The sequence below is a fragment of the Bacillus sp. JJ864 genome (assembly GCF_036963045.1).
Classification (GTDB): Bacteria; Bacillota; Bacilli; order Bacillales; family Bacillaceae_G; genus Bacillus_A; species Bacillus_A pseudomycoides_C.
Genome location: NZ_JBALLY010000142.1, coordinates 1 through 22,055, shown reverse-complemented (window position 1 = coordinate 22,055; position 22,055 = coordinate 1). Strand labels below are relative to the sequence as shown.

The 22,055-nt window shown below is 34.9% G+C and carries 20 protein-coding genes and 1 pseudogene; 6 read left to right on the top strand and 15 right to left on the bottom strand.

What is annotated here, in order from left to right; all coding sequences use genetic code 11:
- Together V7024_RS19575 and ppsA are read left to right on the top strand one after the other, a co-directional pair.
- On the top strand, positions 1-1,307 hold a 1,307-nt coding region (locus V7024_RS19575), incomplete at its 5' end, for an IS4 family transposase (protein WP_335522942.1).
- 394 nt (positions 1,308-1,701) lie between these two features.
- Positions 1,702-4,317: a phosphoenolpyruvate synthase gene (ppsA, locus tag V7024_RS19570; RefSeq protein ID WP_335522940.1), complete on the top strand. Its 2,616-nt coding sequence runs from the start codon at positions 1,702-1,704 to the stop codon at positions 4,315-4,317.
- 216 nt (positions 4,318-4,533) lie between these two features.
- Here ppsA and V7024_RS19565 read toward each other — a convergent pair whose 3' ends face one another.
- From V7024_RS19565 to V7024_RS19535, 7 genes are all read right to left on the bottom strand, one after another.
- Positions 4,534-5,100: a GNAT family N-acetyltransferase gene (locus V7024_RS19565; protein ID WP_335522938.1), complete on the bottom strand. Its 567-nt coding sequence runs from the start codon at positions 5,098-5,100 to the stop codon at positions 4,534-4,536.
- Positions 5,101-5,130: 30 nt separating this feature from the next.
- The gene (locus tag V7024_RS19560; protein ID WP_335522935.1) at positions 5,131-5,970 is read right to left on the bottom strand and encodes a protein phosphatase 2C domain-containing protein; all 840 of its coding nucleotides are present in this window, start codon (positions 5,968-5,970) and stop codon (positions 5,131-5,133) included.
- Entirely contained in the window at positions 5,948-6,418 is a 471-nt protein-coding gene (locus V7024_RS19555) for an HIT family protein (protein ID WP_335522933.1), read from the bottom strand. The genes V7024_RS19560 and V7024_RS19555 overlap by 23 nt, the downstream gene beginning before the upstream one ends.
- A gap of 87 nt (positions 6,419-6,505) precedes the next feature.
- The gene (locus tag V7024_RS19550) at positions 6,506-6,868 is read right to left on the bottom strand and encodes an NIPSNAP family protein (protein WP_335522931.1); all 363 of its coding nucleotides are present in this window, start codon (positions 6,866-6,868) and stop codon (positions 6,506-6,508) included.
- A 35-nt stretch (positions 6,869-6,903) separates the two neighbouring features.
- Complete coding sequence (locus V7024_RS19545; RefSeq protein ID WP_335522929.1) at positions 6,904-7,956, bottom strand: P1 family peptidase; 1,053 nt, start codon at positions 7,954-7,956, stop codon at positions 6,904-6,906.
- A gap of 148 nt (positions 7,957-8,104) precedes the next feature.
- Complete coding sequence (clpP, locus tag V7024_RS19540) at positions 8,105-8,680, bottom strand: ATP-dependent Clp endopeptidase proteolytic subunit ClpP (RefSeq protein ID WP_335522927.1); 576 nt, start codon at positions 8,678-8,680, stop codon at positions 8,105-8,107.
- A 24-nt stretch (positions 8,681-8,704) separates the two neighbouring features.
- Positions 8,705-9,400 carry an RNA polymerase subunit sigma-70 gene (locus V7024_RS19535; RefSeq protein WP_335522925.1) on the bottom strand — a complete coding sequence of 232 codons (696 nt, stop codon included), beginning with the start codon at positions 9,398-9,400 and terminating at the stop codon, positions 8,705-8,707.
- Positions 9,401-9,580: 180 nt separating this feature from the next.
- On the opposite strand from V7024_RS19535, the gene V7024_RS19530 reads away from it, so the two are divergent.
- Positions 9,581-9,901 (top strand): 2Fe-2S iron-sulfur cluster-binding protein, encoded by a 321-nt coding sequence (locus V7024_RS19530; RefSeq protein WP_335522922.1) that lies wholly within the window; start codon positions 9,581-9,583, stop codon positions 9,899-9,901.
- Positions 9,902-10,021: 120 nt separating this feature from the next.
- On the opposite strand, the gene V7024_RS19525 is transcribed toward V7024_RS19530, so the two are convergent.
- The 3 genes from V7024_RS19525 to recQ all read right to left on the bottom strand — a co-directional run bounded on the left by V7024_RS19525 (position 10,022) and on the right by recQ (position 15,198).
- A complete protein-coding gene (locus tag V7024_RS19525; protein ID WP_335522920.1) occupies positions 10,022-12,130 on the bottom strand; it encodes a HelD family protein in 2,109 nt (702 codons plus the stop codon).
- A 316-nt stretch (positions 12,131-12,446) separates the two neighbouring features.
- Positions 12,447-12,917 (bottom strand): DinB family protein, encoded by a 471-nt coding sequence (locus V7024_RS19520; protein WP_335522918.1) that lies wholly within the window; start codon positions 12,915-12,917, stop codon positions 12,447-12,449.
- 163 nt (positions 12,918-13,080) lie between these two features.
- Positions 13,081-15,198: a DNA helicase RecQ gene (recQ, locus tag V7024_RS19515; RefSeq protein ID WP_335522916.1), complete on the bottom strand. Its 2,118-nt coding sequence runs from the start codon at positions 15,196-15,198 to the stop codon at positions 13,081-13,083.
- A 308-nt stretch (positions 15,199-15,506) separates the two neighbouring features.
- On the opposite strand from recQ, the gene V7024_RS19510 reads away from it, so the two are divergent.
- Positions 15,507-15,866, top strand: a complete 360-nt coding sequence (locus V7024_RS19510) for a cytoplasmic protein (protein WP_335522914.1) — start codon at positions 15,507-15,509, stop codon at positions 15,864-15,866.
- Between the two features lie 305 nt (positions 15,867-16,171).
- Here the strand turns inward: V7024_RS19510 and V7024_RS19505 are convergent, their stop codons facing one another.
- On the bottom strand, positions 16,172-16,624 hold the full coding sequence (locus tag V7024_RS19505; RefSeq protein ID WP_335522911.1) for a DUF6884 domain-containing protein: 453 nt from the start codon (positions 16,622-16,624) through the stop codon (positions 16,172-16,174).
- Between the two features lie 286 nt (positions 16,625-16,910).
- Positions 16,911-17,843, bottom strand: coding sequence for a manganese-dependent inorganic pyrophosphatase (ppaC, locus tag V7024_RS19500; RefSeq protein WP_335522908.1), 933 nt, complete (start codon positions 17,841-17,843; stop codon positions 16,911-16,913).
- Between the two features lie 266 nt (positions 17,844-18,109).
- Here ppaC and V7024_RS19495 point away from each other — a divergent pair, with 266 nt between their 5' ends.
- Positions 18,110-18,934 (top strand): alpha/beta fold hydrolase, encoded by an 825-nt coding sequence (locus V7024_RS19495; protein WP_335522906.1) that lies wholly within the window; start codon positions 18,110-18,112, stop codon positions 18,932-18,934.
- A gap of 86 nt (positions 18,935-19,020) precedes the next feature.
- Here V7024_RS19495 and V7024_RS19490 read toward each other — a convergent pair whose 3' ends face one another.
- Entirely contained in the window at positions 19,021-19,329 is a 309-nt protein-coding gene (locus tag V7024_RS19490) for a YxcD family protein (RefSeq protein WP_098917784.1), read from the bottom strand.
- Entirely contained in the window at positions 19,317-19,769 is a 453-nt protein-coding gene (locus V7024_RS19485) for a hypothetical protein (RefSeq protein WP_335522904.1), read from the bottom strand. Before V7024_RS19485 ends, V7024_RS19490 begins: the two co-directional genes overlap by 13 nt.
- Positions 19,770-20,032: 263 nt before the next feature.
- Here V7024_RS19485 and V7024_RS19480 point away from each other — a divergent pair, with 263 nt between their 5' ends.
- Positions 20,033-20,794, top strand: a complete 762-nt coding sequence (locus V7024_RS19480; RefSeq protein WP_335522902.1) for a DUF1836 domain-containing protein — start codon at positions 20,033-20,035, stop codon at positions 20,792-20,794.
- Positions 20,795-20,937: 143 nt separating this feature from the next.
- On the opposite strand, the pseudogene V7024_RS19475 reads toward V7024_RS19480, so the two are convergent.
- Positions 20,938-22,016: pseudogene (locus V7024_RS19475) on the bottom strand (FAD-binding oxidoreductase); the annotation flags it as partial.
- Positions 22,017-22,055 lie beyond the last annotated feature (39 nt).

Here is a 22,055-nt window from a genome sequence, read left to right as displayed (position 1 = left end):
CAAAAGATTTAGTTGCTTTATGTGTATGGATGAGCCAAAATGTCGCTACGACTTCTTTAACTCAGTTATCTAGCTGTTTAGAAGCATCAACAGAAGTGCTCATCAGTCCTGAGGGATTGAATCAACGGTTTAATAAAGCGGCCGTCCAATTTTTGCAACACATATTAGCTGAACTATTAAACCAAAAATTGGCCTCATCTATACCGATTTCTTCTCCATATACTTCTGTTTTTAAGCGTATTCGTATTTTAGATTCAACTGCATTTCAGCTCCCAGATTCCTTTTCATTCGTTTATCCAGGTGCAGGAGGCTGCAGCCATACAGCGGGGGTGAAAATTCAGCTTGAATATGATTTATTAAGTGGACGATTCCTGCATATTCATACCGGTTCAGGTAAACAACATGATCGAACCTACGGTTCTCTGTGTGTCCCAACTGTGACAGCGAATGATTTATGTATCCGAGGTTTAGGATATTTTCATCTGAAAGATCTTCAACATATACAGGATAAAAAGGCTTACTATATCTCTCGTATCCAGTCGAATACACGTATTTATCAAAAAAATCCCAATCCTGATTATTTTAAAGATGGAAGAATCAAGAAAGGTACAGAGTATATACAAATAGATATGGAGGATTTAATGAACTCTCTTCTGCCAGGACAAACATGTGAAATATCCAACGCTTATGTAGGAATGAAGGATAAGGTACAAACTCGTGTGATTGTTCATCGACTAACAAAAGAACAACAAGAAAAACGACTACAAGATCAAACCGTAAGAGAAAAAAAGAAAGGAATGAAGTATTCTCCTCATAGTAAACGACTCAGTGGTATCAATGTATATATGACAAACACTTCTACAGATGTTGTACCAATGGAACAAGTACATGATTGGTATTCTTTACGTTGGCAAATCGAAATTTTATTTAAAACGTGGAAATCATTCTTTTGCATTCATCATTGTAAAAAGATAAAACAAGAACGATTAGAATGCCATTTGTATGGGCAACTGATTGCCATTCTACTCTGTTCTTCTATTATGTTTCAAATGCGGAAGTTACTTCTTATGAAGAAGAAGAAACAAGAATTGAGTGAATATAAAGCTATTTATATGATTAAAGACTATTTTTTTCTTCTATTCCAAGCTATACAGAAAGACACCCAAGAGCTATCAAAGATTCTAATTCGCCTGTTCAACCTCCTACAGCAAAATGGGCGAAAATCTCATCGATATGAGAAGAAAACAGTCTTTGATATATTAGGTGTCGTTTACAATTGTACCACGTCTGATAATCAAGCGGCTTAATTCAAAAAAATGAAACCCGATAGGGTTTATTTCGTATGCAAATCTTTAAATTCTCTACACATAATCTTTATAAAAAAGAAACAACCTCTATAATAATTAACGTTGTATGAGCTTAGCTTGATAGCGATGGGGTCACATCACCAAAAGTAAAAAATCGTACATTATCAAGACTTATCCCAATTTTGGACAAAAAACAGTTTTCTTTGGTTATTCCATACCTATCGATTACAGGCGAGACGAAGAAGTCAGTTTCCTACTGTATGGTAAGGTTTAGCTATTTTTTGAACTCTTCCTAAATTAATTCTAGCATTTAAAAAATGGTTAATATAGACTTTTTATTCTCATTTACTACTGCTAAAATCAATAAAACATTAATGGTTAGGAGAGATGTAGAATGAGTTCTTTGGTTCTCGGTTTTCAGGAAATGGAAAAAACGCAGCTTTTGCTCGTTGGCGGAAAAGGGTTAAATTTAGGAGAATTATCAAAAATTGAAGGAATACAAGTACCAGAAGGATTTTGTGTTACAACAGTGGGATATCAAAAAGCCATCGAACAAAACGAAACGTATCATGCTTTGTTGGATCGACTAACAATGCTAAAATTAGAAGATCGAGATCAAATTGGTGAAATCAGCAGGAAGATTCGACAAATCATTATGGAAGTGGAAATTCCTTCTGATGTTGTGAAAGCAGTTACTCACTATCTCTCCAAGTTCGGTGATGAACATGCTTATGCAGTGCGTTCTAGTGCGACTGCTGAAGATTTACCACATGCCTCTTTTGCTGGTCAACAAGACACCTATTTAAATATCATCGGCAAAGAAGCAATCATGCAGCATATCAGCAAATGTTGGGCTTCCCTATTTACGTATCGAGCGGTAATCTACCGTATGCAAAATGGATTTGACCACAGTCAAGTTTATTTATCCGTTATCGTTCAAAGGATGGTTTTCCCGCAAGTTTCAGGGATTTTATTTACCGCTGATCCGATTACTTCTAACCGAAAGCTGCTATCAATCGATGCCAGTTATGGGCTTGGAGAAGCACTGGTCTCTGGCTTGGTATCCGCTGATTGTTATAAAGTACAGGAAGAGGAAATCGTCGAGAAGATGATAGCAACTAAAAAATTGGCTATCTATGGACTAAAAGAAGGCGGAACAGAGACAAAGCAGATCGATCCTGAGCAGCAAAAGACTCAAACACTTACTGAACAACAAATTTTACAACTAGCACGCACAGGAAGACAGATCGAAGCTTATTTTGGTTGCCCACAAGATATCGAATGGTGTTTAGTTGATGATACATTTTATATTGTCCAGAGTCGTCCAATCACGACTTTATACCCTATCCCTGAAGCAAATGATCAGGAAAATCACGTTTATGTATCTGTTGGTCATCAACAAATGATGACCGACCCCTTGAAACCACTGGGAATGTCTTTATTCCAGTTAACATCTTTTGGACCCAGGTTTAAAGCTGGTGGAAGGTTATTTGTTGATATCACGCATAATCTGGCTTCGCCTGTCAGCAGAAAAACGATAATAGATACATTGGGACAATCCGATCCGCTCATAAAAGACGCACTCATGACTATAATAGAGCGAGAAGATTTTATAAAATCGTCACCAGATGATAAAAAAGTACCGAGTCCCAGTAAGAGCAATAAAGGTATATCGTCTTCAGGTTTTCAAGCAAAAATCGAAAACGATCCGACAATCGTTTCTAATTTGATTACGAGTAGTCAAATATCGATAGAAGAGTTAAAACAAAACATCCAAACGAAATCAGGATCAGATTTATTTGATTTTGTTCTAGAAGATATCCAGAAATTAAAGAAGATTTTATTTGACCCACAAAGTTTGGGTGTGATTATGGCTGCTATGGATGCTTCAACATGGATCAATGAAAAAATGAACAAGTGGTTAGGTGAAAAAAACGTAGCAGACACACTTTCTCTATCTGTACCAAACAATATTACTTCAGAAATGGGTCTGGCGCTATTGGATGTTGCAGATGTGGTTCGTCCTTATCCAGAAGTAATTGATTATTTACAACATGTAAAAGATGATAACTTTTTGGATGAACTGGTTAAGTTTGATGGTGGACAGGAAACCCAAGACGCCATCTATGCTTATCTCAACAAATACGGAATGCGATGTGCTGGAGAAATCGATATTACGAAAACTCGTTGGAGTGAAAAACCCACTACACTTGTCCAAATGATTCTCAATAACATCAAAGAATTTGAGCCTAATTCTGGAAATCGGAAATTTGAGCAAGGGCGACAGGAAGCTTTGAAAAAAGAACAAGAGTTATTAGATCGATTGAAGCAATTACCGGATGGTAAACGAAAAGCCAAAGAGACAAAACGAATGATCGGCCTAATACGGAATTTCATAGGTTATCGTGAATATCCAAAATATGGTATGATTAATCGCTACTTCGTTTATAAGCAGGCTTTACTGAAAGAAGCCGAACAACTCATACAAGCCAGCGTTATTCATGAAAAAGAAGATATATACTATCTCACTTTTGAAGAACTTCACGAAGTCGTACGTACAAACAAACTGGATTACCAGATCATCAGCAAACGAAAAGACGAGTACAAATTATATGAAAAACTAACTCCCCCACGTGTTATCACGTCTGATGGTGAAATTATTGCGGGTGAGTACAAACGAGAAAATCTCCCAGCCGAAGCGATTTTAGGTCTGCCTGTTTCTTCCGGAGTTATAGAGGGGCGAGCACGTGTCATCTTAAACATGGAAGATGCTGATTTAGAAGATGGAGATATATTAGTCACCTCCTTTACTGACCCTGGCTGGACACCATTATTTGTATCCATAAGAGGTCTAGTCACTGAAATTGGTGGACTGATGACCCATGGAGCAGTTATCGCACGGGAATATGGCTTACCAGCAGTTGTCGGAGTGGAGAATGCTACCAAACTGATAAAAGACGGGCAACGAATTCGCGTGCATGGAACAGAAGGGTATATCGAAATGTTGTAATTGCCGAATACATCCAGATTTAATTAGTAGGGGTAGTACCGCATGCCCATCAACTTAAGAATTTTCACTACCCCTAAATACAAAAAAATATTATTCTTTCTAAACAATCTATGAAAGTAACAACCTATCTTTTCCCCCTCAAAATGAATTTATCTAGTTAACTTTATGAAAAAGGGTCATTCATTGTTTAATTGAATGATTATAAATATGTCTATATCATTTATAATCCTCTTGTAGAACACTATAAATTTCTAAATCAACAATTCCCTTCCCAGACCATAATGTAGCTTGTCTTAATAATCCTTCTTTTATGAATCCGTTCTTTAAAAGCACCTTCTTTGATATATCATTTGCTGGCATTACTTCAGCTTGTATTCTATTTATATGGACATCCTCAAATAAAAATTTCACAACTGCTTGAACCGCCTCAGACGCAATCCCTTTCCCCCAGTATTCTTCCGCTAAAAAGTATCCGATTGTGGCCATATTTACCTTGCGATTAAAATCCAATGCTTCAATAATTCCAACTAATGTATCGCTTTTATTCTTTTGGAAAATTCCCCATTTAATTCTACTTTGCTTGTCATAGTCTCTCTCAAAGTGTTGAATCATTTTACTTACCGTCTTTATATTATGCTTCGGTATAATTCCGCAGTATTCAAATACTTTATCGTTACTATAGATTGCATATAGTTCCTGTAAATGAACATCTTCAATTTTCTTTAATACTAAATTCGTAGATTCCAATATCGGAAATTCTTCAAAAACAATTTCTAAATCCATGTTACCCTCCTTCTTTGCAAGTATTAAGCTTTACTTTTGAAATATTTGATCGCTAGGATAAGTAGAAGGGAAAGAATTAATATAATCCCAGCTTATAATAGTCGCACTATCTCTTCCATGCTGCTCATGTACATGCTGTAATACTTTTTCAATACAATCCGTTAGCTGTATAGTCTCTTTATCTGTATAGAGATCAGTATATAAGTTGCATGGTTTTTCATAATATTGTTCGCCGCATTCTAATAGACCATCTGTCACCATTACAATACGGTTATGTCCTGTGCGCAATTCTCGAACTCCAGATGAATAACAAGGAACTGGTAATGAAAATGTATTAATAAAGCCAATCCATTCATAGAAGTTTCGTTGATTCAAAGTATACTGACCTAATTTATGTAATTCATCCTGCAGAAGATAGACTAAACAGTCGCCAACAGATAACCACCAGAGATAATTTGCTTTTCGTACACAAATTAAACAAGCCGTCTCTCCTTTTATACGTTGACAAGATTGTTGAAATGATTCAGATTGAAAAATAGATAATATATGTCTTTCCACAGATTTAAATACCTTTTCTACCGATTCATCTAACAAAACTTTTAGATTAGAAAACTCATTTTGCATCGTTTTTACTAATAATGCTGAACTTTCCGCGCTATAATGAGCATCTAAAATCATAGCGAGTTCCCAGTCATCATGGGCCCACACTAATGCTCCGTCTTCGTTCTTTTTAGCACCAGCAGTTTTGTTTCCGCCATATCTTCCGATGATTACATCGCCGCATTGATCAATTTTCACTTGATCGATGCACATTTCTTCATTTCCTATCCATGAAAACTGCTGAGGTTTATCCGTTATATTCATATTCATTCACCAAATACATTTTAATCCTTTCACATAATTGTTCGATTTCTTTTTCTCTTCCTAAAGGCGCCCCTGGCCATGTTGCAATTTTTGTTGGAGACCAAAATTCTTTCGGCGTGTTCGGATAGCGCGGGATAAGATGCATATGCATATGTGGTACACCATTTCCAGATACAAATGCATAAATATGTTCTGCACCTTCGCATTCTTTTAAAGCACGGCTTACTCTACTAACAATGAGCCCGAATGCTTGCGCTTCTTTTTCATTTAATTCCGCCAATCCTGGTGTATGTCTTTTCGTATCAATCATCAAATAGCCTAAATAGGTTTCCTCTTCCTCCCAATACACATGTCCAACATAGACAAAGTCATCTTCGTAAATGACACCACCTGGCACAGATATACTTCCTTCATGTTTCTTACAAATAAAGCAATTTTGATCGTGAGAAAACATACACACTCCCCCTATTTGTATACTCATAACAAAAATCGATCAAGTTTGAACAATTGTGTCTTTTTAATAAAAAAAGAATACTTAAAATTACTTATTCATATGTGATTTAGTTCCCGTTACAGTTGATTCTAAAGCTTCGTTTCTCATCTCCAATATATACTCCTTTAACACATGCTCTCTTCCGCCGTGTTTTTCGTACCAATCATGAATCCGTTTAAGATGAGCCTGATCACTTCTAATTTTGGATTCAATTTCTACATAATCCTCATAATTGTCATATTCCCATATAGCGAAAATTTCAACGGTATCATCACCATTATCCTTTATCCATCGCTCTATTAGCCGCGAACCATATTTTAATTGATTAGGCAAGTTCGTTTCATTAAAATGAGTGTTAAAAATCTCAACAAACGCGCTTTTTACAATATAAAATTTTCTTCTATAGAACATAAAGTCCCCCTGTCGATGACAATACATTTCTCAATTTAAGATTTTAAGATTTCTACTAACTTGTCTAACGGCAATGCATGTACTTGTCTCTCTTTTTGTCCTGTTATCGTTTCTGCCATACACATAGAATTAACAATTGCTTCTTGAACAGATTCAATCGCTGCTTCAAAAATAAAATCTAACTGTTCTGATGGAAACATATTGATAGGATAAGGAGTTTCATTATCATAAGAATAGCAATTCCCCGTTGAAAAAGTTAGGAAGAAATCTCCACTACCTTCTTCACCAATACCACCTAATTTAGCCATTGCTAGCGATGCTCTTTTTGATATTCTTTCACATTGTGAAGGTAATAACGGCGCATCCGTTGCTATTGTAACGAGAAGAGAGCCTGCATTTTCCGGAGTGCTCCATGGTAATGGTACTTCCGTTTCATTTAAGATACTACCAACGGGTCTATGATTAAGAACAAAATCTTCTCTTCTGCCAAAATTGGTTTGTACAAGAGCACCCACTGTATAAGTCCCTGATTCACATTCAATAACGCGAGAAGAAGTACCGATACCGCCTTTAAATTCAAAACAAATCATTCCTGTACCACCGCCGACATTTCCTTCTTCGATTACGCCAGATTCGGCACGGGAAATCGCTTCTTCTAAATCCTCATATGTCATAGATGTTTTTTCTAAATCACTTAACCATCCATCCCACGTCTCTGCTACTATTCCATTTGAGAAAGGCTCTAAATTTTCAATTCTTCTTGTAGCACGTGAAAGAAAATGATGTGCTAATCCAAGCAAATGACTGCTTGTAAAAACAATCGGAGTTACTAAAGTACCTGTTTCATCAATCCAATGACTTCCTGTGAATTCACCCGTTCCATTAAAAGAGAAAAAGCCTGCTGGAAAATGCGATCCAGCTAGATTCCCGTTGTTAGGTAGAATAACGGTAAGTCCAGAACAAACATCTTTATCTAAAATTGTTTTGTGACCGACGATAACACCTTCTACATCTGTAATTGCATTAAATGTTCCTGGTTTCAATTTTCCAATACGAATATCTAAATCTCTTAATCTTTTTCTTTGCATTGTAACCCCTTAAACAATATGTATTTTATATATTAATAAGGAAAAATATATAATATTTTCATTTTATTCCATGAATTGAGAAAATTCAATTGTTTATCATTCAAAAAGAGGTTATTGAACAATATGCTTCAATAACCTCTTTTCAATGTTAACCGATAATCCCATCTACAATACCATATGTTTTCGCCTCTTCTGCGCTCATAAAGTAATCCCGTTCTGTATCTTTTGCTACTTTCTCAACTGGCTGTCCTGTTTTATCGGCAATAATTTGATTGATATGTTCTTTTAATTTCAAAATCCGTCTTGCTGAAATCTCAATTTCAGTTGCTTGCCCTTGTGTTCCGCCGAGTGGCTGATGTATCATAATTTCGCTATTTGGCAAAGCAAATCGCTTCCCTTCTGCTCCCGATAGTAACAATAATGCTCCGAACGAAGCAGCTAAACCGATACAAATGGTTTGCACGTCCGGCTTAATATAATTCATCGTATCTAAAATAGCAAACCCCGCAGAAGTTGAACCGCCAGGACTGTTAATATAAATAGATATATCCTTCTCTGCATCTTCTGCCGTTAAGAATAATAACTGTGCTACAACACTACTGGCAACTTGATCATTAATTTCTTGCCCAATCATAATAATTCTATCCTTTAATAACCGGGAATAAATATCATACGAACGTTCACCAAGTTTCGTTTGTTCTATCACATAAGGAATCGTATTCATGAAAAACCCCTCCACCATTTTAGTTTAAGCAGCACATGAGAAACAATTGTAAGAAGATCTTTTGTGTAGTAAAAGTAATGGTTGTTGTTGTGAGATTTTTGAAAATTGCAGTGTTGGCATGAGTTTTACTAATAACTCTGGCCTTTGTTGCCGAACCGCTTTTACGAGTATTTCCATATCTTCTTCCATGTCTTTTGAAATTACAAAACGTTCCTCTTCTTTTATCGTTTTCAGTTTGTTACGTGTTCGAAATAAGGAAGCTTTTACTGCTCCTTCTGACATAGAAGTAATAGCTGCAATATCAGCTAAGCTATATTCAAACACATCCTTTAATAAGAAAATGACAGTTTGCATTTCATTTAAACAAGATAGTATCGTTTCGATTAAATCATATAATTCAGCAACATTTTCATGCGGTTCATAAGAAGCTTCTTTATCGCTTTCTGTTTCATATGCTTTTGTTCGCATTTGATCCAGCCATTGATTGCGGGCTACTTTGTACAGCAACGTTAAACAAATACTTTGCTTCCATTCCGTATCCGTATATTTTTTTAACACTTTACATACCGTTTCTTGTGCAAGATCTTCTCCATCCCATCTATTTTTCGTTAAAAATGTACAATAACGCTTTAGCTCTGCGTAATGTTTAATAATAATAGATCTATTTGATTGTTGAATTTCTGAATTAGGTTGTAAAATCAACTTTCTTTTCGTATTCAAAGTGATCACTCCTTTTAAGCGCGCTTATTTAATAAACGATTCAATAAAGAAAAAAGTTACGGGAGTCAAAAAATTTTATAATAAGTTTTTTATTTTGGAAATATCGTTGCTTTTATGTTTACCTTTTATAGGGCAAGGTGATAATTATCTTATTCATATTTTATAGAAGGAGAGTATAAAATGCCAAAATTAACCGTTCCAGGAAGAGGAACTTTTGAAGTAGAATCAGGAACAAAATTAGTGTTGGCGCTAGAAGATAATGGTGTAAACATTCTTCATCGCTGCGGCGAAAAAGCAAAATGTACAACTTGCCGCGTGGAAATATTAGATGGTGATTTTTGTGAACCTGGTAAGATTGAAAAATATGCAATTGCGGAAAAAGGTGTAGAGGATTACTTACGTCTATCATGTCAAGTATACGTAAATGCAAATATGAAAGTTCGTCCCGTTTTAACAGTAGAGAACTCAGGAATGGATGCAGGACCAAGACCAGCTGAGTAAACATATTATTAATGTTATTATCGAAACGAACAACTCATAAAAAATAGCTATAACCCTAAAAGTACCATTGAACATAGTATGCTTTCAGAGTTATAGCTTTTACTTTCATTTTCTTCTTAATTAATCATCTATCCTTTCTTCGTACAACTCTTTTGGAATTTGTTGAATTAAAGGTGAACATGTCCCCGTATAAAATATCCATAAATCATGTAGGGAGCGAGTACACCCGACATATAACAATTTCGCATCTTGTTTTGTTTGTTTATAATGTGTTGCATCTACATCCATTAATAATACTGCATCGAATTCTAATCCTTTCGCTAAATAAACAGGAACGACTGAAATGCCGCCTTCATATTTGCTTTGATTAGCTTCTATTATATTTGTAGAAATACCAGCTTCAGCGAGTTTTCCGTATATCTCATGGCACTCTTCCTCTGTACGTCCGATAATCGCAATCGTTTTTACATTTTGTTCTCGTAAAGTCTTTACAGTAGATAAAATAGATTGCAATTGATTATTTGTTGAGACGACTTTTACATTTTCACCGCTGCGAAATACAGGATTAGCAAGACCTACTGGAATATTTGCATTTTGAATTACTTCATTTGCAAAATAAATAATTTCTTTTGTTGAGCGATAACTTCTTGTTAACTCAAAGTACTGTGCATTGTGATCAAATACATCTTGAAACTGTTTCCAATCATCAATACCTTGATACTCATGAATAGCTTGTGATAAATCACCTAAAATAGTAAAAGAATTACCAAGCGTTATTTCTTTTAAAATGGAAAGTTGAAATGGTGAGAAATCTTGCGCTTCATCAATTACAACATGATGAAATTTCTGCCCAATCTTCATGCCTTCTAAATAGTGATGAATATAAATGAGCGGTGCTAAATCTTCTAGTGCCACTTCTTTTTTTCGGCAGTTTTTTGCTGTTTCTTGTACGAGTTCAGCTGGCAACACACTTAAAATATCATCTTGCTTCATTAGCATACTGTAAAAAGATAATGCAGTCATCTTCGACCAACACTTTAAATAACTGTTCAGTCTTTGCGTTGCTTGTTTTTTAAGTTGTTTCTTTTTATTTGCGTCTGAAACCACCTTAAGTTCCATCTCAATCCAACGCTTCATACGAGCTACGATTCGCTCTCTTCGCTTTCCAACTGGATAGTGTTTATATTCTGTTTCAAACCATTGCTGAATTACCTTTCCTTGTAATACGGAACCATCCCAAGGTTCAAAATCTTTCGTTAGCTCTATACTTTTCTCATAGTTGGACAAACCTTGCTTAATAAATAGTTGAAACTCAATTGATCCTTTTAATTTTCCAGCCATGATCTCATGTTTGTTTTTATGAATGGAGAATGCTTGTTGAAGTTGTGTATCAGTATTCTTTACAAAAACACTATTTTCTAAAGTATGTAATGCCCAATCTTGAAACGTAGTTTGATGAATATCACCAACACCAAGTTCTGGTAAAACACTGGAAATATAATCGAGAAATATACTGTTCGGTGCAAAAACGATCATTTTCTCAGCCTTGAGCTGCTCTTGGTATTGATAAATTAAAAAGGCAAGACGATGCAAAGCAATCGTTGTTTTTCCACTCCCTGCAACACCTTGAATAATAAGAGGAACATTTTTTTCAGCACGGATAATATCATTTTGTTCTGCTTGGATTGTTGAAACAATATCCTTTAATTTGTTATCTTTATTTTCCCCTAAACGATAGAGAAGAAAATCATCTGCTAGTGAGAGATCCTCGCTTCCCCTTACATATGTATCTACAACACGTTCGAGTGTTTGATTCCTAACAGCAATGTTGCGTTTTAAGTGAACAATTCCTTCAACGATTCCTTCTGGAGAATCATAAAAAGCTGCATCTTCTCCTCCTGTAAATGAATAAAACATACTGGCAACAGGCGCCCGCCAATCAACAACGATTGGTTGCTGCGTTTCTTCATCAGAGGCACCAACTTTACCAATATAAATAGGTGCTGGCTGCGCATTGCCTTCTTCCTGAAAATCTAATCGTCCAAAATAAGGTTCTTCACTGGCAATTCGAAATTTTTGACGACTTGATTCTCGCATCGTTTCAAGCACTTGTTCTGTAAAATTTTCTCCATGATAAACTGGGATACTCTCTAGTTTCTCCAATTGGTGATTAATTTTCGAAAGCGTACAATTTAATTTCTCTAACTCTAGTTCATAAATGTCATTCATTTTGGAATTCCCTCCCATTCGTTGAAATTTTCAGTCGAAGATTAATTGTATTAAATGTAGAACCGATAAGTCAAGTGTTTAGAGGGGGACTAAGAAAAATGTATACTAACTCTTTAATCCACGCTGAAGAAGGAAATTGTTCTTTTAGGGATCACCTTATCAAAAAAAGAATAATTAAAAGACGTATTCTATAAACAGGATACGCCTTTTTTATTTCATTGTTTATATAACATAAACAATTCCTTATCATTTATTAAATAAGGAGCTATCTCTCTGAGAATAGCTCCTTTTGAAAGTCACTAAATTATTTTTCGTACTAATTCTTTACTCCTGTATGTTCAATGATGCGCTTCATTGCTTGAATTTGTCCTAAGTGGTTTGCTTCATGCATTAATGTAAGGGCGGTTAATTCTCCAAAAGTTTCAAGTCCCATAAATGGTTTTTCCAGCGTTTCATTTAACCGTTCAGCAGGAATTTGTTGAAGACGAACTAACTGATCTTTCAACTCTATAATGAGTTTATCTACGGTAGGTACATCCTCTTTCCAATCAGCCGGCTTTGTACCGTTTCCAAATAATTCGATATAATTCGCAGGAAGATGAGTCGTTTTATACGGAAAGCCAAGCATAAACTGTTCAGCAACCGTTAATACATGGCCGATATGCCATTGAATCGTGTTGTTAAAACCGTCTGGCTGCACATTTACTATTTCCTTCGAAAGTGATTCTACGTTTTTAATAAAATAACCTCTTGTCATCTGAAATTGTTTAAATACTAGTTTATTCATACCTTACTCCCCTTTCAAATTCCCCTCATTCCTTAAATATACGAAAAATCTAGATACATTAGAATACATATAAAACAAATATCAATTCTACTTTATACAAATCAGTCATCACTTGTAAAGAAAAAAGGGTTCATACATGTTATTACCCCTTTCTATCACACTACTATTTCTTCATTTGTAAATAAGCGCGAATCATAAAATAACTTATATAATCAGGAAGTTGTTCTTTTATTGCCTTCAGTCCTCCATCAGCGTTCTCAATTGCGGTTGCAATCATAGATTTATATTCTTTCGGAACAAAGCTTGGCCAATCTACTTCCATTCCTTCATCAAAACAACGAATTAAATGATTTTCTACAGTTTGCAAAGACAACTCACGTAGTTCAGCAATATGAAAAAGCTCTTTCCCTTGTTCATACATTTCATATGTTGCATGATGAGAATTTTTCATTGCCTTTTTTGACTGTTTTCGTTCTGTTATCACTTCTGTTGTAATCATCTCATCTATATCGGGATGCTGTTCGATGAAATTTGTGATAACTTGCAAAAATATATTTCCATACTTATCAAGTTTATGTTCCCCGATTCCTTTTACTCCTAACATTTCCTCTCGTGTTTTCGGTAGTTTTGCACACATATCTTGCAATGTTTGATCAGAGAAAATAACAAATGGTGGTACTCCTTCGCCTTGGGCAATTTCTTTACGCACATGACGTAACTCTTCGAATAGTGGATGATCTTTCACTATTTGTTTTGTTTCTACTCTTTCTTTTTGGAAAATAGGTTGGTTCCAAAGTAAAACATCTTTTCCTTTTGCTGTTACTTTTAATGTCGGATACGTGCCATGTTCAACTGCAATGAGTTCTTCTGAGATTAAAAACTCAATGAACTCACTCACTTCTTTTACACTTTGATTTGACAGCAGTCCGTATGTTGGTAATGTGTGGAAATTAAATTCCATTACCTTTTTATTTTTTGATCCTGTTAATACTTGTGCAATCATTTGCTTACCGAAACGTTGATTTGTTCGAATCATGCATGACAGTACCATTTGTGCTTCTTTTGTAACATCGACACTATTTCGATCGTCTGTACAATTGCCGCAGCGGCCACAATCCTGTTTTGGCTCTTCGCCAAAATATTGTAAAATGAATGATTGTAAACAATTCTCCGTATGACAATAATCTGTCATATGTTGCAGTTTTTCTAGTTCATTAGAAAATCGAGACGTTCCTGTTGATTGGTCAATTAAATAACGTTGTACTTGCACATCTTGCGGTGAATATAGCAAGATACATTCACTATCTAACCCATCACGTCCAGCACGTCCTGCTTCTTGATAATAACTTTCCATGTTTTTTGGAAGTTGATAATGAATCACATACCGAATGTTCGATTTGTCAATTCCCATACCAAACGCAGACGTCGCAATCATTACATTTACTTCGTCTCGTAAAAACCGTTCTTGTTGTTCATTTCGATCATTATCATTCATACCAGCATGATAACGCGCGACAGAAACGTCTTCTTTATTTAATTTTTCATACAGCCCATCAACAACTTTACGCGTCGCTGCATAAATAATTCCCGCTTCTTTTTTGTTCTGACGAATATATCCTGATAAAAAGGCATCACGGTCCTGTCCCTTTACAACGGAAAACGATAAATTTTCTCGTTCAAAAGTCGTCATAATTGTATTCTGTTCTGCTATTCCTAAAGTGCTGCAAATATCTTGTCGTACTTGGGGTGTTGCTGTTGCTGTCAATGCAAGTACGATTGGCTGAAATGGTAGATAATCAAGTACACGATGAATATGTAAATAACTCGGACGAAAATCATGTCCCCATTGTGAAATACAGTGTGCTTCATCAATTGCAATTAATGGGATCTTCATATCAATAAGTTGATCAATAAAATCAATTGAATCCAGGCGCTCTGGTGCAATATATAACAATTTATAATGCCCCTGTTTCGCTAGTTGTATGCGCTGATTTGCTTCCGTAATTGAAATAGAACTGTTAATATATGTTGCCGGAATACCATTTTGAGTTAAGGTATCAACCTGATCTTTCATCAAAGAAATAAGTGGAGAAATAACTAATGTTGTTCCCTCTAACACTAATGCTGGAATTTGATAACATAAAGATTTCCCGCCGCCTGTTGGCATAATACAAACGGTATCTTTTCCATCCAATATATTTTTAATTGTTTCATCCTGCCCTCTACGGAATGACGAGTAGCCAAAATAGGAAGCTAAAAGTTCTTGTGCTTTTGTAAACAAAAAAGATTCACCTGCTTTTCTTAGTCTTTCATCTATTAGCATTATATCATTAGTTAAAAGTCATTGTCCTCTCTACTTCTCCAACAAAATTAACAGATTCTTCTCAAAATCCACCTTACCCCTTTACATTTAACATATATCGATATATTTTATTAGTATCTTTCTTTATACCACATTTATAGGCAGTTAGCCCCCCACCTTAAAATTCAGCAAAGGCAAAGAAATTAGTTGGGAGAAGTGCTGCCCGTAAAAGTCCGATTGGTGAAGGCTAATTAAAGTTTCACTTTATAATTATAGGAGGCAATATATTGATTAACGCAATAGGTATCGCTTTTATTCTTTCTAATAAGCCTGAAAAGAAGAAAAAAGTTTATCTTAATGATAGATTTGCACTAATAGACATTTTTGACTCTAAAGATGTATATAATTCTGAAGGTAACCCACTAGTAGAGCTAACATGTAAATATAGCATTTATTTAGATGAAAAATATTATTGTAAATCTCTTGAAGACTACACCGGACAAGTATTTCCTTTCCTAAAGGAAAAAATCGGAAAAGGTTTTGTTAGAAATTTAAATTACAATTTTTCATATATTGATATATACGACAAAAAACCACCAGTCAAAGAGATAAGAAACCTTATGGAGCAAGTAATAAACTATAACTAACATTTATATATATATAAAATATAAAACCGCTCTTCTTTTTATGGGAGAGCGCGAGCGACTGACCGTGCATAGGAGCGGTCAGGACCTTTTTCTACCACATGCCATGTTTTAAACAAAAGGAGCAATCCAGTAGCGGGCATATTGTATTTTGTAAAGCAGTGACATATGTATTGGAACATTAATATGGATTTATATAGTTTGATCTTAATGAAAACTCTCTTTAAAACAAAGGGGTATCCCCAATGCCCCTTTGTTTTTCAATAACTAATTATTAATCTTCCTCGTAAATCAAATTCTTTTACCTTTTACTGAATCTCGGTATGATTTTCAACTGCCTTCTTCAGCCTCTGCAACATATATCCAATTCCTTTACAGCCTTCTAATGGATAAGAAATGCTCTCTTCCGGATATAACTTTGTCACTACTTTTTTATGCTTCTTGCCTGCAAGCAGAACAATTTCATCAAAGTCTAGTAAGTCTTTCTCCATCATCTGTTTTTTTAGTTGTTCTATACTAATAATCTCACTACTTTTCGAATTAAAAGCAAGATCATAGTTTTCTTCCACTATATCAGTTGGCAGTAAAAATCCATGCTTTGCGGATAAAATAACCCAGTGTGTAAAAAATTGAGAAGCATACGCTTGGCACGCTTTTCCGAATGGACTAATGTACACCTCTCTCGCTTCTGTCGGCCCCATATCAGGGCACTTATCCCAAATTTTCTTTTTCCCACATGGAATTATGCATAGTCTTTTCATTGTTACCTTCTTACCTCTTTTCTCTTTCAATCCTATATAATCTGCTTCATTTTTTCATTATTACTTTTAAGACATGACAAAATAGTTAGCAATAAAATCATAGCATTTTCCATTCACAGATAAAAATATCAGGTTTTTCTTTTCTTCCTATTCAATTTCGATCTTTCCTATATGAAACATTAAAATAACAGGCCTTAATATCCGAAGTTTCATACTTCCTAAAAACAAAAAAAGAACAAGTAGACTGTATATCTGCTTGTTCTTTCCTTTTCATCCAAAGCTTCTCTTATAGAGTTTGGAATGTTTCTGTTAATACAGGAACGATTTGTTTTTTACGTGAAACAACACCTTTTAAAGTAGCTGTGTTGTTTTCTAACGTTACGTTGTATGCTTTCTCAACAACTTGTGCTGCTTTACCAATTGCAAGGCCAACAGAGTCGTTTGTTAAAATATCTGTTACAACGAATAAGAATAGGTCTAAACCTTTTTCTTCAACTACTGCAGAAATTACTTTTTCTAATTCTGCTTGGTGTACAAGAACGTCATTTGTATCAACAGCGTTTACTTGTGCGATTTCAACTTTTGCAGTGCCCATTTGGAACTCTTTTGCATCAAGAGAAATTAATTGCTCCATTGTTTTACCGCTTAAGTCTGCACCAGCTTTTAACATTTCTAAGCCGTAGTTTTCCGCATCTACACCAGCGATTTCCGCTAATTCACGAGCTGCTGCTACGTCTTGATCTGTGCAAGTTGGAGATTTAAATAGTAAAGAATCAGAAATGATTGCAGATAACATTAATCCCGCAACTTCTTTACGAACTGCAACGCCGTTTTCTTTGTACATTTTATTTAAAATTGTAGCTGTACAACCAACAGGCTCACAACGGTAATATAAAGGATCGCTCGTTTCAAAGTTAGCAATACGATGATGATCGATTACTTCTAATACACGAACAGACTCGATATCATTCGCACTTTGTTGACGTTCGTTATGATCAACTAAAATAACATTGTCCACTTCGTTTGCCACTGTCTCAACAAATCGTGGTCCTTCTACTTTAAAATGATCTAAAGCAAATTGTGTTTCTCCGCTGATTTCACCTAAACGAACAGGCTCAGCATCCATTCCTAATTCTTTCTTTAACTCTGCATATGCAATTGCAGAACAAATTGCATCTGTATCTGGGTTTTTATGCCCGAAAATAAGTACTTTTTCCATGATTTCACCTCTCTACAAAAGGATATCTTAAAGGGCAAGATATGACAATATTTTAGGCGAATTTTTTTAGAAATAATCAAAGTTTCTTTTGGTTTTACGCAAAAAGTAGAGATTTCTGTACTGATGTATAAAATTTTTCTATTTAAATAACCCAATACAAAAGAGGATTTTCAGATTTATATAAGAAGCTTTGAATACATAGCTAAAATAAAGCATATTTTCGAATATATAAACTTATTTTTTCTGTGAAAAGGAGGCTTACGTACATGCCTTATTTAAAACTTGATAATGATGTGAATATATATTTTGAAGATCAAGGAAAAGGAACCCCAATCATATTCGTACATGGAGTTTGGATGAGCAGTCGCTTTTTTCATAAACAACTACCGTATTTTAGTGAAAATTACCGCACGATTTCACTAGATTTACGAAGCCATGGCCGTTCTTCACACGTTCAATCCGGGCATACAATTGCAAACTATGCTCGAGATCTACAGGCATTTATCGAAAAATTATCTCTTGAGAACGTTGTTTTAGTTGGCTGGTCTATGGGAGCATTTGTTGTTTGGGAATATTTAAAACAATTTGGAGAAAGCAATGTGAAAGCCTCTGTTATCGTAGATGAACTAGCTTCTGATTTCAAATGGACTGATTTTCCAATTGGGGCTTTTGATCTTCCAGCCCTTATTCATATTATGCGAGAAATGCAAATGAATCGAGTTAACTTCTTGAAAGAATTTATATCATTAATGTTCAAAAATCCTCTTTCTGAAGATGATTTTGAGTGGATATTAAAAGAAGTGACAACGATCCCAGAGTCTATCGCAAGTGCTATTTTGTTCGACCAGTCTGTCGTGGATTATCGAGGCTTCCTAACTCAAATTACGATCCCTACTTTACTTTGTTTCGGCAGAGAAGAAAAGCTCATTTCTGTTGCAGCAGGCGAACATTTACACAAGCATCTTCAAAACTCTCAGCTTATCATTTTTGAAAATAGCTGTCATTGTCCATTTTTAGAAGAAGCGGACAGTTTTAATAAAATAGTAGATCATTTCATTCAGTCTATAGATAACAATAAAACACCTTTATGAAAATTCCTTTTGATTTCTAAACATATATATTCTTTTACAAACAAAAAATAGCTGCCGAGATCGTTCATCTCAACAGCTATTTTATATTACTCATAAGAGTTATTTAAATTCGCAAACGCGATAATACCTTCTTCATCATGTAATTCAAGCTGTAATCTTGCCGCAAATGGATTAATGTTATATTCCATATCAAGCCATAAGCGAAGTGCCTCAATTAAATTTGCTTGAATTAAAATTTGTTGACGACCGTTTACTTCTACTTCAGCTGAGAAACCATAATCGTCATCGTACATCAGTTCCACCGACACTTGTTCCGGGGCAACTTGACGTTTTTCTGCAATATATACACAAAGTGCGTTAATCAGCTCTTGTTCAGATATTTTTATCGTTTCCATGCTGCTTCTTCCACCTGTTTCTTACGTTGGTTTTTAAAATATTTGAATGCGCGAACTGCTAGCATAATAATACCAGCCATTACTAGCATATTCACCATAAATGCTAATACAGAGCCAAGAGCTCCCATGTTAGCAAATAAGCTTCCCATTAATAAACCACCAAGACCACCAAGTAAAAGACCTTTCATAAAGCTTCCTTTATTACTTTTTGGTGCCGTATTTGTTGCTTTTGTTTTTGAATCTGTTGTTTTATTTGCATTTACATTAGAATCTTTTTTATTCAAATCTACTTTTGATTTTTGTGTTTGACTTGAACTTGGACTATATGATTTTTTACCAGATTTGTAGCTTTTTGCGTAAGCACTATCTACTGAAACGAAACTACTAGCAGCAAAGACAAACATAAATGCTGTCAATATTGTAACCATTTTTTTTAACATTTACTATTCATTCCCCTTCTTCTATAAATGTATATAATATCTACCCTTCTCTTAATTTATGAAAAAGATAGATGATTTTTAAAGTTAATTAAAAAGTTCTTATGAACTTATTATATGAACTTTTCTAAGAATAATCAAGAGTTATTTATTAAAATTATTAACTTGATTAACTACAAGACCAATCGTGAAAATAAAATTGACTTTATATAGAACAATGCATAATATAAGTTCATAAGAACCTTTATATTATTGGAGGTGAAAAGATGGAAACATTTCATCTCACACGAAGCGAAATGGGGATGCTCCTTCTTTCTCTTAGAGGATGGAATACAAAAAAGCCTCTTGCAATTTTACAAGAAGCCTGGGCAAAGTCACATAAAGAAGATATTGAAAGCGGTCAAAGTTTTACAGCCATTATTACAACTGCATTAGCACCTATTTTTGAAAAACTGATTAAAATCGAAGAAACGGATATTGGATTCTCATTAAACGAAATTGTAGCTCTAGGGAATCAAATTGAAAATACTAACTTTTCTATTACAGCACTTCAAAATTGGGTGAAACGTGATATAAAAGAAATGATTGGCTCTCCGCAAAAGGGAAAAAAATATTCAATTGAACAAGCGGCCTTATTATTTATTGTAGAAGATTTAAAAACAGCGCTCGATTTTGAATCCATTCGAAAGTTACTAAAGCTTATTGTTAATGATCCTGCAGATCGCACTGATGATTTAATTAATCCTATTCAATTATATGTTTGTTACTCTTCTCTATTTGAACAATTAAATCAACAAGGTTTCGTTCAATTAAATTCGCATAATACGATGTATACTATTGAACAAACAATTAAAGAAAAAGCCGATGAGTTGGCGGCTGAAATTGAGCATATAAACAAGGAACAACGCGAAGCCATTCGAAATGCAATTGTTATTGCAACGTTATCAGTTCATACTGCTTATGTACAAAGATTAGCGAAGCGCTACGTATCAGCTACGCTGTTTTTACAGCACTTAAATGTGAATTAAACCATGATAAACGACATATAACCGAAAGCAAATGTTATCGGTTATATGTCGTTTCGTTGTTTGTTCGGCAAAGTACGATACAACTTATCATATATAGAATAGAAGCGACATAAAAAATCGTTCCAATCGTTAAAAAATCCACTATCATCTATATAGGTAGAAAAGTTATCAACTGGAATAAAGTACTCTTGTAAAATTTCTGTACGATTCGGATTTTCATATTCCATGAATGCACTATCTGATCTCATGACGTTATTACGAGTTTCATAGGATCCATCCGTATGTTCAAAATATTTCTTTTGAGTATTCCAAAACATTGTTTTTCCCCAGTCACTGTATCTAGATAACCCAAGAAAAAACTTTGGCAGGGCAACATTTGTTTCTTCTTTTAAGGTACTATATCGCTCTCGCTTTTCTTGATCCGTAGCGAGAACATAATTTGTCACGTACATCTCACGTAAAAATGAATCTGGTGCAACAGAAATACGTGCTAAATGCATACGCACACCTTCATCACCTTCCACATGCTTCTTAAAATAGGAAGTATATTCACGATAGTCTAACGTCTTGGTGCGTATTTGATATAGTTCATCTTCCGTTAATGTTAATGTTACATCTAAAATAACCCCGAATAAACCATATCCACCTATTACTAGAGAGAATAACTCTGCATTTTCATTTCTACTGACATTTTTCATGTTACCGTCTGCCATTAATAACCGAAATGAATCAACTGTATCTATAAGTGCATCATGCCGAATATCTCGTCCATGTACATTTGCACTTAAAGAACCGCCTATCGTAAAGATATTTTGCGATTGCATCACTTGGATCGCAAGACCATATGGATTAATCACCTTTTGAATATCATTCCATGTTGCACCGCTTTGCACTCTTATTCTTTTTTGCTTTGGATTGAACTCCAATATTTTATTGTAACTTTTCATATCCAAAACAGTGCCACTTGGATAATATGTATGGCCACCTTGCGTATGCTGCATCCCGCAATAGAGAGCTTTTCATTTGAAGTATTTGTGCCCTGAACCATTCGTTGTAATTTCTTTTCATCTTCAACGCTTTCGATTCGTTTAACTTTTGTCGGAAGTAACCGTCCGGCATCCGCTATGACAGGTTGAGCTTGCTGTTTTGTATATGTATGTATAGAGACCGTTAGTAAGCTTGTGTATATTACTACAGAAATTATTATTTTACTGCTTTTCAATTTATCCTCCCCCTCCAATTAAAGTGTAATATTACACTT